The 13998-nt window shown below is 52.4% G+C and carries 15 protein-coding genes; 12 read left to right on the plus strand and 3 right to left on the minus strand.

What is annotated here, in order from left to right; genetic code table 11:
* The first annotated feature begins 742 nt into the window (after positions 1-742).
* From HQ41_RS04895 to HQ41_RS09720, 12 genes are all read left to right on the plus strand, one after another.
* Positions 743-1435 carry an energy transducer TonB gene (locus HQ41_RS04895; protein ID WP_044188721.1) on the plus strand — a complete coding sequence of 231 codons (693 nt, stop codon included), beginning with the start codon at positions 743-745 and terminating at the stop codon, positions 1433-1435.
* A gap of 103 nt (positions 1436-1538) precedes the next feature.
* Positions 1539-2528, plus strand: a complete 990-nt coding sequence (locus tag HQ41_RS04900) for a polyprenyl synthetase family protein (RefSeq protein ID WP_044188722.1) — start codon at positions 1539-1541, stop codon at positions 2526-2528.
* 1 nt (position 2529) lies between these two features.
* Complete coding sequence (locus tag HQ41_RS04905; protein WP_044188724.1) at positions 2530-3303, plus strand: TatD family hydrolase; 774 nt, start codon at positions 2530-2532, stop codon at positions 3301-3303.
* A 21-nt stretch (positions 3304-3324) separates the two neighbouring features.
* A complete protein-coding gene (locus tag HQ41_RS04910) occupies positions 3325-4221 on the plus strand; it encodes a tyrosine-type recombinase/integrase (protein ID WP_044188727.1) in 897 nt (298 codons plus the stop codon).
* 2 nt (positions 4222-4223) lie between these two features.
* Positions 4224-4517 (plus strand): ribosome hibernation-promoting factor, HPF/YfiA family, encoded by a 294-nt coding sequence (gene hpf / locus HQ41_RS04915; protein ID WP_044188730.1) that lies wholly within the window; start codon positions 4224-4226, stop codon positions 4515-4517.
* 159 nt (positions 4518-4676) lie between these two features.
* The gene (gene pyrH / locus HQ41_RS04920) at positions 4677-5390 is read left to right on the plus strand and encodes a UMP kinase (protein ID WP_044188732.1); all 714 of its coding nucleotides are present in this window, start codon (positions 4677-4679) and stop codon (positions 5388-5390) included.
* A 64-nt stretch (positions 5391-5454) separates the two neighbouring features.
* Positions 5455-6018, plus strand: a complete 564-nt coding sequence (gene frr, locus HQ41_RS04925) for a ribosome recycling factor (RefSeq protein ID WP_044188735.1) — start codon at positions 5455-5457, stop codon at positions 6016-6018.
* Positions 6019-6037: 19 nt separating this feature from the next.
* Positions 6038-6991, plus strand: a complete 954-nt coding sequence (gene rsgA / locus HQ41_RS04930; protein ID WP_044188737.1) for a ribosome small subunit-dependent GTPase A — start codon at positions 6038-6040, stop codon at positions 6989-6991.
* A 5-nt stretch (positions 6992-6996) separates the two neighbouring features.
* A complete protein-coding gene (locus HQ41_RS04935; protein WP_044188740.1) occupies positions 6997-8130 on the plus strand; it encodes a CapA family protein in 1134 nt (377 codons plus the stop codon).
* 22 nt (positions 8131-8152) lie between these two features.
* Complete coding sequence (locus tag HQ41_RS04940; RefSeq protein ID WP_044188744.1) at positions 8153-9019, plus strand: M48 family metallopeptidase; 867 nt, start codon at positions 8153-8155, stop codon at positions 9017-9019.
* A gap of 8 nt (positions 9020-9027) precedes the next feature.
* Positions 9028-9405 (plus strand): RidA family protein, encoded by a 378-nt coding sequence (locus HQ41_RS04945; protein WP_044188746.1) that lies wholly within the window; start codon positions 9028-9030, stop codon positions 9403-9405.
* A 286-nt stretch (positions 9406-9691) separates the two neighbouring features.
* Complete coding sequence (locus tag HQ41_RS09720; protein ID WP_200880503.1) at positions 9692-10225, plus strand: rhodanese-like domain-containing protein; 534 nt, start codon at positions 9692-9694, stop codon at positions 10223-10225.
* Between the two features lie 202 nt (positions 10226-10427).
* Here HQ41_RS09720 and radA read toward each other — a convergent pair whose 3' ends face one another.
* From radA to HQ41_RS04965, 3 genes are all read right to left on the minus strand, one after another.
* Positions 10428-11804, minus strand: coding sequence for a DNA repair protein RadA (gene radA, locus HQ41_RS04955; protein WP_044188749.1), 1377 nt, complete (start codon positions 11802-11804; stop codon positions 10428-10430).
* 9 nt (positions 11805-11813) lie between these two features.
* Entirely contained in the window at positions 11814-12743 is a 930-nt protein-coding gene (locus HQ41_RS04960) for a dimethylarginine dimethylaminohydrolase family protein (RefSeq protein WP_044188752.1), read from the minus strand.
* 116 nt (positions 12744-12859) lie between these two features.
* A complete protein-coding gene (locus tag HQ41_RS04965; RefSeq protein ID WP_044188754.1) occupies positions 12860-13744 on the minus strand; it encodes a YicC/YloC family endoribonuclease in 885 nt (294 codons plus the stop codon).
* Positions 13745-13998: the final 254 nt, after the last annotated feature.

The following is a 13998-nucleotide window of genomic DNA, read 5'->3' on the forward strand; positions in this document are numbered from 1 at the left end:
TGTGCTTGAAGGTGTCAAATAACCGTAAAATCCCCATCCCTGAGGGAAATTTCCCTCAGGGATGGGGATAGGGGGATAGTATTCAAGGCTCCCAAAGCGGCTCAAACACTCAAAAAACATCGAGAAAGATACAAGAAACTTTGAGCGGCGCATTGCGCAATAGTCTCTTCTGAGAAAATGATGGGAAGATCTTTGGCGATCGGTGGACTAATCTGCCAAGATGTGTCCACTAATCTCGGCGGATTGATGGGAAGAAATACCTCGAAATGTGCCACCGACCTATAAAAAATCGTATTTCTTGTTTGTATATGGCTGATATATAGCCTAGTGTAAATATCTCGTTTAGGCCCCTATTTTAGGGTAACTGCTATTAAGGTGCCAGAGCGAGGTCGGACGCCGTGTAGAGCCTCCTAGAGGCCAAATACGAGGTCTGAGTTTTTGCTTGCATTCGGCTGATACAAGCGCTCAATTGCTTCAATTGTCTAAATGGTTGTGAAAATGTGTGAATGGCAGACGCGCTAGATAAGTGCATAGTTGGATAACCTCGATTTGTGGTGGTCATTAATTGGGGATTGTCCGGATCCTTATTTAATGTACAGAGCAACCCAAGCTGAACTTAGTGAAGTCGCTCATGGTGCTAGACTTCACTTTTTCTTGTGATGTATTGTTGTTGGCAAAAACTTTAGTATTTTTGTGCTGATGTAGTCTTGAAGTTAAACAAACAAATAATATAGGAATAGTTATGGAAATCAAGAAATCACCTCAAGCAGACCTTGAGAAAAGCAAGGGCTTATCCCTCTTGCTCGGTCTGGTAGTGGCGCTATCGTTGCTCTTCGTTACCCTTGAGTGGCGCTCGTCTATCGCTAAGGCTATTGATACGGCAGTACTAAGCCTAGCCGATCTTGATGATGCCCTCATCGTACAAGACGAACAGCAAGAGGAACAACCAGAGCCAGAGCCAGAGCCCGAACAGCAAATCGAGGCTCAGCTACCTGAGGAGTTTACTACAGTAGACAACGAGAAGGAAGTTGCCAAGGTAGCTTTCGTATCGGCTGACGAGGCTAAGCCAACGCCTCCTCCTGTAGTCGTAGCTGCTCCTGTAGAGGAAGAAGATGCCAACCAAATCTTCGAGATCGTAGAAGAGAGCACTGAGTTCCCCGGCGGTCAGGCAGCTCTGATGAAGTACCTAAGCAACAACGTGCGCTACCCCGAGATCGCTCAGGAGAACGGTATCCAAGGTCGTGTGATCGTGGGCTTCGTGATCGAGCGTGACGGTAGGCCATCTCAGGTAGAGGTGCTACGTGGTGTAGACCCTGCTCTAGATAAGGAAGCCGTGCGTGTGGTATCTGGTATGCCAGCTTGGAAGCCCGGTAAGCAGCGTGGTAAGCCTGTGCGTCAGCGCTTCAGACTGCCAGTTGTATTCCGCTTACAATAAGCTGTCTTAGATTAGAAAAGAGCTTTTCATATTGTGAATATTTTATTTATGGTAAACCGTGGCCCCCTATTCAGAGCGGTCACGGTTTATTGCGTTATAGACTATGCCTACACTACGTACATCATCGGAGCTGCTCGTACAGATTGAGCAGGCGCTCCATGCACAAGGCTACGCCACGTGTATCCCCGAGGAGCTTTATGCCCCCATTCACTATACCCTAGAGCTTGGCGGTAAGCGTGTGCGTCCGTTGCTCTGCTTGCTCTCGGCTCAGCTCTTCTCTGCCGACATTCGTCCTGCCCTGCCGATGGCTGTGGCACTAGAGGTCTTCCACAACTTTACGCTGCTACATGATGATCTGATGGATCGCTCGCCGCTCAGACGTGGTCAGCCTACTGTCTATCGCAAGTGGGACGAGAACACGGCTGTCCTCTCGGGCGATGTGATGAGTATCGAGGCGTACAGAGCGCTGGAGGGTATCGCCTCGGCAGAGCTACTCTATCGTGTCTTCCCGATCTTTAATCAGATGGCGGTAGATATTTGCCGTGGTCAGCAGTACGATATGCTCTTTGAGTGTCGTGAAGATGTGTCTACGGACGAGTATCTAGAGATGATTCGCCTCAAGACGGCCGTTCTGCTCGGGGCGTCTATGCGGTTGGGTGCTCTAGCTAGTGGTGCCAGTGCGGAGGACGCAGAGCGACTAGACGAAGTAGGGCAGAAGCTGGGGCTTGCTTTCCAGATACAGGACGACTATCTCGATGTCTATGGCGATGAGGCGACCTTCGGTAAGCCTATCGGAGGTGACATCATGAATGCCAAGAAGACGCTTATGCTCCTCTATACTCGCGAGCAACTTGAGGCGAGAGATTTGGTTGAGCTAGATCGTTTGATGACGCTCGGGCAGGAGCATCGCCGAGAGCGGATACAAGGTGTTACAGCTCTCTACGATAAGGCGGGTACACCTGTGTATGCCCGTGCCCAGATTACCCGACTGACTCAAGAGGCGCTCGGCATTCTCGGGGCTCTATCTCTGGAGCCAGAGCGTACGGCTCCGCTTGTGGAGCTATTCGATTCGCTTGCTAGTCGCATGAGCTAAGATGAGGCTGATAGATTCGCATACGCATATATACGCCGAGGAGTTCGACGAGGATATTGATGAGGTGCTAGCTCGAGCTGTAGCCTCGGGGGTGGAGCGTATGGTACTGCCCAATGTAGATAGAGAGAGCTATCCTCGTATGATGGCGCTCGTCGAGCGTTACCCAAAAGTGCTTTATCCCTCTGCGGGGTTGCATCCGACCTCTGTGGGAGCAGACTATCGTGAGCAGCTCGATTTCGTTGCCGAGGCTCTTGCCCATGTGCGCTTTGTCGCTGTTGGGGAGATAGGGCTAGACTACTACTGGGATACGACCTACAAGGTACAGCAGGCAGAGGCTTTCTCTGAGCAGATTGCCCTAGCACATCGGTACGGCCTACCTATTATTATACACACGCGCGAGGCATTCGCCGATACGTTCGACCTGCTACGCCGTGCAGGTAGGAATACAACTCGTGGCGTCTTCCACAGCTTTACGGGCAGTGAGGCGGAGCTGGAGGAGGCACTCGGCTTCGAGGACTTCATGATTGGGCTCAATGGGGTGGTAACCTTCAAGAATAGTCAGCTCAAGACCTACGTGCAGCGGATCCCTCTAGAGCGTTTACTCATAGAAACCGATGCCCCATACTTGAGTCCTATGCCTAAGCGAGGCAGACGCAATGAGCCTGCGCACTTGGTGCATACCCTAGAGTTCCTCGCTGGGATCTACGGATGCTCGGCGGACGAACTGGGAGAAGTCACCTCTCAGAATGCAGAGCGCCTGTTTGGGCTGACTTAGTTGCTTGATAAGTGTAGAGAGATGATGCGCCAAGCGATACGAGATTATTTGCGCTACTTGGAGCAGGAGGTCAATGCTGCCCGACGTACCCGAGAGAGCTATGCTGCCGATCTAGAGGCCTATGCCCTCTACTGCGAGCAGCGACTTGGGGAGTTGGTTGCCCCTAGTGGGGCCGATACGGACTTGATAAGAGGTTGGCTCTCGGCACAAATGGACTCGGGCCTCAAGGCTAGCTCCGTAGCACGTAGGCTCTCTGCGGTCAAGAGTTTCTACCGCTATCTGCTCAAGCATGGCGACATCGACCGCCACCCAGCGCAGTATCTCAGACCGCCTCGTGCAGAGCGTCCTCTGCCAGTCTATGTGCCAACGGCCGAGATCGAGCGGCTACTTGAGGAGCAGGAAGAGGAGAGTCTGCCAGAGCTACTCGCACGTACGCTTATCGCCACACTCTATGAGTGCGGGCTCAGGCGTTCGGAGCTGGCGGGGCTCAAAGATGCCGATGTGGACCTACGAGGGCAGACGCTCAAGGTGCTCGGCAAGGGAGGCAAGGAGCGGATCATTCCTTTTGGCAACAATTTGGCTGAACTGCTGATTCAGTGGCGAGAGAAACGTAACGAAACGTTTGGCAATACCGATACTTTTTTCGTATCTTTGAGAGGTAAAGCTATGACGGGCGAAGCGGTCTACCGCATTGTACATCGAGTCCTCGAGAGCGTTCCTAACCTCTCACGGCGAGGGGCGCACGCCCTTAGGCACTCATTCGCTACCGATATGCTCAACTCTGGAGCTGATCTCTTGGCCATCAAGGAGCTTATGGGGCACAGCTCGGTCACGACGACAGTGCAGTACACGCATACGACCTTCAAACAGCTGCAACAGATGTATAACGCTCACCCAAGAGCAAAAAAAGAAAAATGACTATGGATATCAGGATTCAGGCTTTGCACTTCGAAGCCACCGCTCAGCTCAAGGAGTTCATCCAGAAGAAACTAGAGAAGCTTAACCGTTTCGCCGACGAAATTCAAGCGGCAGAGGTGATTCTCAAGGTCATTAAACCAGAAGTTTCGCTTAACAAAGAAGCCTCTGTCAAACTCATCATCGCAGGCGCCGATCTATTTGCGGATAAGACTGCCGACACATTTGAGGAGGCTATAGATATATCTATTGATGCACTCAAGCGACAGCTGGAGAAGCGCAAAGAGTCACGCAAGTAGAGGTAATTCGTCACTCTCTGCGATAGACAAGATGTGATACCTCAATCCCCACCCTAGGCTCGTAGCCATAGGGTGGGGATTGCTTTTGGGATATTTGCTCATCGTGGTGAAATATTGTTACTTTGTAGTATTATACGATATCTGTAACTATAGCGTTGTATGAAGCAATATAATAGAGTGCTGCTCAAGCTCAGCGGAGAATCTCTTATGGGAGCTAAGCAGCACGGTATTGATACGGGGCGTCTGTCCGATTATGCCCACGATATCAAGACTGCGTGCCAGATGGGTATTCAGGTGGCTATCGTCATTGGTGGCGGGAATATCTTCAGGGGTCTGAGCGGAGCCACACAAGGCTTCGACCGTGTTAAGGGCGATCAGATGGGTATGCTTGCGACCGTAATCAATAGCCTTGCCCTATCCTCTGCGCTCTCAGCCGTTGGCGTGAAGAACCGCGTGATGACGGCCATTCGCATGGAGCCTATTGGTGAGCTATATACCAAGTGGCGTGCGATCGAGGCCATGGAGGCTGGGCAGGTGGTTATCCTTTCGGCTGGTACGGGTAACCCATTCTTCACGACCGATACCGGTTCGTCGCTCAGAGGCATCGAGCTGGAGGCTGATGTGATGCTCAAGGGAACACGTGTGGACGGTATCTATACAGCAGACCCCGAGAAAGATCCAGCGGCAACCAAGTTCGACCGCATCAGCTATCAGGAGATCTATCGCCGAGGCCTCAAGATTATGGATTTGACGGCTACGACGATGTGTATGGAGAACAACCTCCCCATTGTAGTCTTCGATATGGATACGCCCGGCAACCTCATCAAAGTGCTCAGCGGCGAGAATATCGGCACCTACGTGAGCAACGAATAAATAGTTCGCTGGAGTAGGATTAGAATATAAAAGAGTAGAAGATAAACCCTAGAATAATAAAGCAATGAGCGACTTAAAAAACATGATAGCCCAAGCGGGCGAAAGTATGAGCAAGGCTGTAGATCACCTCGAGGAGCTACTAGGACGAGTGCGTGCCGGCAAGGCCAATCCTAAGATCCTAGATGGCATCATGGTAGAGTACTACGGAAGTCTTGTGCCCCTCAATCAGGTTGGTTCGGTGACAATCCCAGACGCCAAGAGTATCGTGATCACTCCATGGGAGAAGACGATCATTCGCGACATCGAGCGTGCGATCATTAACTCTCCTCTCGGCATTACGCCCGAGAATAATGGCGAGCTGATCCGTCTCGGCATTCCACCGCTGACCGAAGATCGTCGCCGTGAGCTGGTCAAGCAGGTTAAGTCGGACGCTGAGGAAGCGAAGATCCGAGTGCGCAACGTACGTCGCGATACCAACGACGCCGTCAAGAAGAGCATCAAGACAGACAATACGCCCGAGGACGTAGCCAAGGACGCCGAGGCAGAAGTGCAGAAGCTCCACGATAAGTATATTAAGCGTATTGACGAGCTTTTCGGCGAGAAGGAAAAGGAAATCATGACGGTCTAGAGTCCGTACAGCTATCGTAATGCAAGAAGTACAGGGTCTGGTTATTCGCAACACAGGCAGCCACTATCTCGTGCTCTGCGACGATGGTGTCGAGCGAGCTTGTTTGGCCAAGGGCAATCTGCGCCTTAGGGGCATTCGCTCGACCAACCCAATCGTTGTGGGCGATCGTGTAGAGGTTAAGCTAACTCCAGAGGGCGGAGGCGAGGCTCACTTCATCAAAGAAATACTGCCCCGACGCAACTACATATTGCGTCGGGCTGCCAATCTATCTAAACAGTCGCATATCCTTGCAGCTAATATAGATGCTTCGTTTCTGGTCTGTACGCTGGTTGCACCAGAGACCAGTACTACGTTTATCGATCGCTTCCTCGCCAATGCCGAAGCATATCGAGTACCCACGCAACTTGTCTTCAACAAAACCGACCTCCTCAACGAAGAAGGCCAAGCCTATCTTGCAGAGCTTATCGCTCTCTACACGGGTATTGGCTACATTTGTCATAGAGTCTCGGCCATCACGGGCGAGGGGCTCGAGACTCTGAGTGCGCAGATGCAGGACAAGATCACGCTCTTTAGTGGGCACTCGGGTGTGGGCAAAAGTACGCTCATCAATGCTTTGATTCCCGGTGTAGACTTACGTACGGGCGATATTTCCCAAGCGCATTACACGGGAATGCACACCACAACATTCTCCCAGATGATCCCTCTGCCCACGAGTAAGGGCTATCTGATCGACACTCCGGGTATCAAAGGCTTCGGACTGCTCGATATGCAGGACGAAGAAGTGTCACACTACTTCCCCGAGATCTTTGCCCTCCAGCCCCAATGTCGCTTCGGCAACTGCACACATACCCACGAACCAGCCTGTGCCGTGCGTGAGGCGCTAGAGGACGGGCGCATCGCCGAGAGCAGATACATCAGCTATCTGAGCATTCTTGAAGACAAGGACGAAGAGAAGTATCGCCCCGAATACTAAAGCCTATGGGATCCCTCTGCCGAATACTCCAAATCTTGAGCTTTCTTCTCCTGCTCTCTGGGGTAAGTTGTGCAGAAGCCTCAAGTACTTCTGTTCAGTCGGCGGATACAATAGCTCCAGTTAGGCCAGAGGTTTATCGCCTTGTTTTCGCTGGGGATATCATGGTGCACGGCCCGCAGATCAAGGCAGCTCGCACGGCGGAAGGTATGTATGACTTTACTTCGTCCTTCGATTCGCTCGCCTCTCGTATCAGTTCGGCCGATCTAGCCTTTGGCAACTTAGAAACGACCTTCGGTGGCAAGCCTTACACTGGCTATCCAATGTTTTCTACGCCCGATGCTATGGGCACGGCTCTGCGAGAAGCTGGCTTCGATGTCCTGACGACCAGCAACAATCACTCGGCCGACCGCTCTGCGCTTGGTATTACACGCACCCTTGATGTACTAGATAGCCTAGGCATTGCTCACACGGGTAGCTACCGAAGTGTGGACGAACGTAAGCGCACAGTACCTCTGATGCTAGAGCTTGGGAGCTTGCGTCTAGCCGTACTGGCCTATACCTATGGGACGAATGGCCTCACAGTGCCAGAGCCAACTCTGGTAGATGGTATTGATACGCTCCTAATGGCTCAGGACATCGCTCGGGCCGATTCGCTTGGAGCGAACTACAAGATCGTCCAGATACATTGGGGGGTAGAGTACGAACGAGCGCCCAATAGAGAGCAGCGTGCCCTTGCTCGATGGCTTCACGGCCAAGGAGTGGACGCAATCGTTGGGAGTCACCCGCACGTCGTACAGCAGAGCGAATGGATTGAGCCAGACAGCCTAGAGAGTAGGAAGAGCTTTGTGATTTATTCGTTGGGCAACTTTGTTAGCAATCAGCGCAAACCAGCTGCCACACGTGGTGGCATGCTACTCTCCCTAACCCTTAGTCGAGCCAATCCGACCGCTGATATTGTCACACAGCCTAGCTATCAATACGTTTTTGTCAATAAGCTTCGCCCAGATGGGCGAGCGGTCTATCGCTTACTCCCTGTAGATTTACCGAAGGCTCAAGTTCCCGTGCCATTGCCTCGGGCAGAGCAGGTCGATTTGCAGGATTTTTGTTCCTATTATAGCGCCATTCCTATGGTGCATTAACCCTCTAAATAGTCTTGATTTTATGAGCAATAAGTTCATCTCCGCCCTCCTACTTGCCCTAGGACTCTACTCTTGCGGTACGGTGCCCGTGACGGGGAGGCGTACCCTCAATCTAGTTTCGGACAACGAGATCTTATCCTCAAGCGTATCTCAGTATCGCTCGTTTATCCAGCAAGCCCCTCTTAGCACGAATATGACGACCAATAGCCGAGTGAAAGAGGTTGGTACACGCATCATCAATGCGACGATGCAGTACCTCAAGGAGCAGAGGTTCGACGATCTTGCTCGTCAGATGTCTTGGGAGCTCAACGTCGTGAATAGCCAATCGGTCAATGCTTTCTGTATGCCCGGTGGTAAGATTGTCGTCTATACTGGGCTACTTAATCTTATCGGTTCTGGTGCTGGCTCCGATGCTCAGCTTGCTGCCGTTATCGGTCACGAGGTCGCACACGCTTTGGCTAAGCATGCAAATGAGCGCATCAGCAACCAAATGCTACTGCAGATGGGTGGCGACATTCTCGGTAGTGCTGTGAGTGATAAGTCCGCTCTGATGCGCATGGTTATCGGTCAGGCTTATGGTCTTGGGACGAATATGTTCGTTGCTCTACCTTTTGGCCGTAAGCAGGAGCTAGAGGCCGATAAAATTGGTCTAGTGCTTATGGCTATGGCTGGCTACGACCCCAACGAGGCAGTTAATCTGTGGCGCAAAATGGGTGCAGGGAGCAAGGGCGGTATGGAATTTCTCTCCACACACCCCTCCGACGAAACACGTATCCGTGAGATCCAAACCTATATGCCTCATGCGCTCAAGCACTACAAGCCCAAGAGCTCTGGTGTGACCTATACCCCAGTGACGAAGAAGAAAACCCATTCAACTCGAAAAAAATAATAGATCTTATGAAGAAAGTTATTTCTACCTCAGCAGCACCTGCTGCTATCGGCCCTTACAGCCAAGCTGTTCTTGTAGATAAGACGCTCTACGCCTCAGGTCAGCTAGGGATTGACCCCAAGACGGGCGAATTTGCAGACGGTATTACGGCTCAGACCGAGCAGGCTTTCCGCAATGTACATGCCATACTCGCCGAAGCTGGTATGACGATCAACGATGTGGTTAAGACCACTGTCTTCCTAGCCGATATGGGCGACTTCGCAGCGATGAACGAGGTGTATGCTCGTCAGTTCGAGGGCACTTTCCCTGCACGCTCTGCCGTAGCCGTCCGCACGCTACCCAAGAACGGTCTAGTAGAGATCGAGGTACTTGCTATCAAGGGCTAACTGTCCCAAACTGAAACTTCAAACACAAGAGAGGGGGCTGTGGCAAAGTTTATTTTTGCTACAGCCCCTTTTGGGTGTTTCAGAATGCGCAGACTGCAAGGCTCCGAGGCCGACGAGAGGGGGCATACCACCCTCTTACCTTCTACTTTTTGAGCTAGAGGCTCCCCCTACTGTAGAGCGCCCGAAGATCTGTATAGGCAGACACCTTGCTATTCGAGTATAAACATTTAGCTTAGGTGCTTCGTTATTATCAAACATATATTTAAGCAATAAATAAAATAACCGAATGAGTATTAAGACACTTGGAGGGAAGTCCCTCCTATTAGTATTTGCGCTAACGGCGATGAGTTGCTCCGGCAGCATGCCCCTAACACCTGCCCCAGAGTCTAAGCAGACCGAGGCGCCTACCCAGCCAAAGAAGGAGGAGCAGAAAGATGAGCCTAAGGACGAAAAGAAGGAAGAGAAAAAGGAGGAGCCCAAAGACCAAAAGAAAGACGATAGGCAAAAGGAGGATAAGAAAGAAGAGGGGCGCATCACCGATTTCGATAGTGCGCTCAAGTACGGAGCCATGCTCGTAGATGTACGTACGCCTAGAGAGTTTGCCGCTGGCAGTGTGCCTGGAGCTGTGAATATCCCTCTCAGCTCGATTAAGGATCGTCTTGAGGAGTTTAAGGGGAAGAAAGGAATCCTAGTCTTCTGTCGTAGTGGCAACCGTAGTGGTCAGGCCAAAGCTATACTTGATGAGGCTGGCATACCCAACGTAATCAATGGCGGTACTTGGCAAATGGTCAAGGCTGCTAAGGAAAGGCTCGGCTTGTAGGCTGTTTGTATATAGCACGATCGCCTCCTCGCCCTACAGTAAAGGTTCTTCTTTGCTAGGGCGAGGAGGCGTTTTTTGTATCGCGAGGTTAGGCTATCTGCACAATAGTATGTACAGGGGTGTGGTGCGCCGTAATGCATAGGCAGCTCTTACCTTTCTGCACCTTACCCCTCTCTTGTATATGGCTTGACGATAATTCTCGCTACTCCCTTGGCTTGAAGAGCAGGCGGAAAGCCTCCTCTACTGTACTTACCCCCACGAGGCGAATGCCCCACGAGCGGTTGCTCAGCTGTGCGAGGTTGGCTTGTGGTAGGATAATAGCCTTGAGCCCAATGCGCTCGGCCTCTAGAATGCGCTGCTCGGCACGACTCACGGGGCGCACCTCTCCCGATAGCCCGACCTCTCCCGTCAGGCAAACACCCTCGGGGAGGGCGATGTCTAGGCTCGAGGAGAGGACAGAAGTGATGATAGCCAGATCACTCGCTGGGTCGGCAATCTTGATGCCCCCGGCTATGTTGAGGAAGACGTCCTTCTGTATGAGCTTGAAGCCGGCTCGCTTCTCCAGTACAGCCAGTAGCATATTCATACGCTTCGTGTCGTAGCCCGTAGCAGAGCGCTGCGGTGTAGCATAGACGGCAGAGCTGACCAAGGCCTGCGTTTCTATAAGGAAAGGGCGGACGCCCTCCATCGCCACGGCAATAGCGATGCCACTCAGGTGCGCTCGATCACGGCTAATGAGATGCTCCGAGGGGTTCTCCACGGGGCGCAGCCCTGTCTGCTGCATCTCGTAGATGCCCAGCTCGTTGGTCGAGCCGAAGCGGTTCTTCTGTCCACGCAAGATGCGGTACATATAGTGCTTGTCGCCATCGAACTGCAAGACGACATCGACCGTGTGCTCTAGTATCTTGGGCCCTGCGACGCTCCCCTCCTTGTTGATGTGTCCGATGAGGATCACGGGTACACCCTCTGTCTTGCTGTACTTGAGCAGTAGGTTCGCACACTCGCGGATCTGCGAGATACTCCCGGGGCTACTCTCCGATAGCTCCGTCTGTATGGTCTGGATCGAGTCGATGACCACAAGGTCGGGCTTGACCTCTAGGGCTGTCGTGAGGATACGCTCGAGGTTTGTTTCTGTGTAGATTAGGCAGTCGGCCACACCAGTGCCAAGCCTATCGGCTCTCATCTTGAGCTGTGTTTGGCTTTCCTCGCCCGAAATGTAGAGCGTGCGCAAGGGTAGGCGCAGCACCGTCTGTAGAATCAGCGTACTCTTGCCGATGCCCGGTTCTCCTCCTAGTAGCACAAAGGCACCCGGTACCAAGCCACCGCCGAGCACTCGATTGAGCTCAGGGTCGAGCATGTCTTGGCGCACCTCAGCGTTTGCGGCAATATCGGAGAGGCGAACGGGCTTCACGGCCACGGTGCCTCCTAGTGCAGGGTGCCCTACTGACGGACGGTTGCTGCTGGTTGATACCTCCTCGGCTATGGTGTTCCACTCGCCACAGGCATGGCACTGTCCCTGCCACTTGGGGTAGACTGTGCCACAGCCTTGGCAGGCAAATACGATTTTTTGCTTAGCCATTAACTTGCATTAGATCGGCTTGCGCACCAAAGGCATCGTTGAGCAACGTAGCAGACCACCCATCTTGGCGATCTCTTGGTAGGGAACTGCCTCTACGGCGATACCCCAGTTCTGCTCTAGGTGCTGATTGAGGCGTGTGAAGGCTTGGTCGCTGATGACTCTGCTGGGCGATAGAGATACCAAGTTGGTGTTCATCATATAGGCCTCCTCACCAGTCACGGCGAATAGATTATCCTTGCCGAAGATCTCCTCTACTACCCCTACATACTTAGGCTCTAGAAATCCCTCACGGAAGATAAGTGCTCGCCCCTTGCCCACTGGCTGGAAGGCACAATCTAGGTGTAGGACACTCAGCCGTGGGTCGTGGTCGTGCTTGCGCAGCTCTAGGGGGACAACCTGCTTGGTTGGGAAACGCTCACGCAGGTAGTCGATAGCATATTGGTTGGTGCGTGCTGTCTTGTAGGTTGAGTAGTCGGGGCGTAGATAGCAGCCGACGAATAAAATATCATCGTAGAGTAGAATATCTCCGCCCTCGGTGTGCACACGCTCGGGGAGGCTCTCGATATGTGCCGAGGGGATACGCTCGAGGATATGCCCGATAGCCCCTGTTTCTTTCTCTCGGTCTGGGATCAGGTTGGACACGAAGAGGGTGTCATCGATGACGAAGGCCACATCACGGGCGAAAATCTGGTTGTAGTCCTCTACCAAATCGGGGCGCAGCACCTCGACGCCGTTGCGCTCAAGTACAGAGAGTACGGCATTCATCTCATGTATCACGTCCTGCTCTTGGGGGTAGACGCCTCGGCTAACTGCTTCGTAGCTCTTGGCATCGTAGGTTTGGTCGAGTGTAGGGTCTGGCCCGAGGCTATGGGGTAATCCTAGCACGACCACCTCTAGGCGGTCTGTTTCGTTGTGGACGCTGGGAATGATCTGTTTCATATTTCTTGGGATTGTATTAAGTCGAGCTGATTGATTTTTCTTAGTTGGTGCTGGGCGGATATGCAAGTATCGCCCCTTGCCTAGTGGGCTTGCTGGGGCGATACTCTATGATGAGTCTAGAGAATGTTGAGCGACTGCTCCTTGATTTGCTCTAGTTCGTCTTTCATCTTAACCACGATTTTCTGCATCTCGGCATTGTTACTTTTCGATCCAAGGGTGTTGATCTCTCGGCCGATTTCTTGGGCGATGAAGCCCAATGTCTTGCCTTGGGCCTCACCCTGCTCAATGACCTCGACGAAGTAACCGAGGTGGTGGCGTAGACGATCTTTCTCCTCGTTGATGTCGAGCTTCTCGATGTAGTAGATCATCTCTTGCTCTAGTCGGCCCTTGTCGTAGCTATCGGGGCTAATCTTTTGTAGAGCCTCGCTGATGCGCTGGCGAATGGCTTCGATGCGTTCGGCCTCGGGCTGATCCACCCCAGAGAGTAGGGTAGAGATGTTGTCGATGCGCTGGCGCAGAGCCCCCTCGAGCATAGTACCCTCTTGGCGACGGAAAGCTGTGACAGCCTCAAGTGCCTCACGAATAGCCCCAACGAGCACCTGCCACTCCTCCTCGGGTAGCTCCTCGAGCAGGCTACTCTCGTTGGGGAGAAGGACGCCCGGCAGACGCAGTAGGCTCTCGAAGGTCTGGAACTCTAGGGCCAACCCCTTGTAGACGGGGGAGAGTGCCTCGACATAGTATCTAAGTGCTTCCTCATTGATTTTCTGCACTCCCGAGAGTGCACCAGCTTCCTCCTCGATGCTGATGCTTAGCTCTACTTTGCCTCGTACGAGTGCCTCGGCCACAAGTCCACGGATCTCAATCTCTTTTTCTCGGTAGGGCTGAGCGATGCGTGTGGATATATCTAGTTGTTTGCTGTTGAGTGTCTTGACGAAGACGACGATGTTTTTATTGTTGTATCGAGCGATGGCCTTGCCCACGCCCGTCATTGATAAAATCATACTAATTCGGTTTGCTTACTTGTATCCCCAAAGTTACGCTTTTCTCTCCAAACCTACACAAGCTCTATGGCTTACTCTTCGCTAGGCTAGCACGGCTATTTCTCCTTTCTGCGGTAGGTTTGCAGGACTCGGTGCAGAGTGCGGGAGCAAGCTACAAGGCGTGTAGTACTCCGATCGGCCTTGCTATCTACAGTGAGTGCTAGCAAGCGAATGGCTCAATAGATCGGGTTCGGGCTCTAGAAGCTTAATGAATG

This window comes from Porphyromonas sp. COT-290 OH860 (assembly GCF_000768935.1).
Classification (GTDB): Bacteria; Bacteroidota; Bacteroidia; order Bacteroidales; family Porphyromonadaceae; genus Porphyromonas.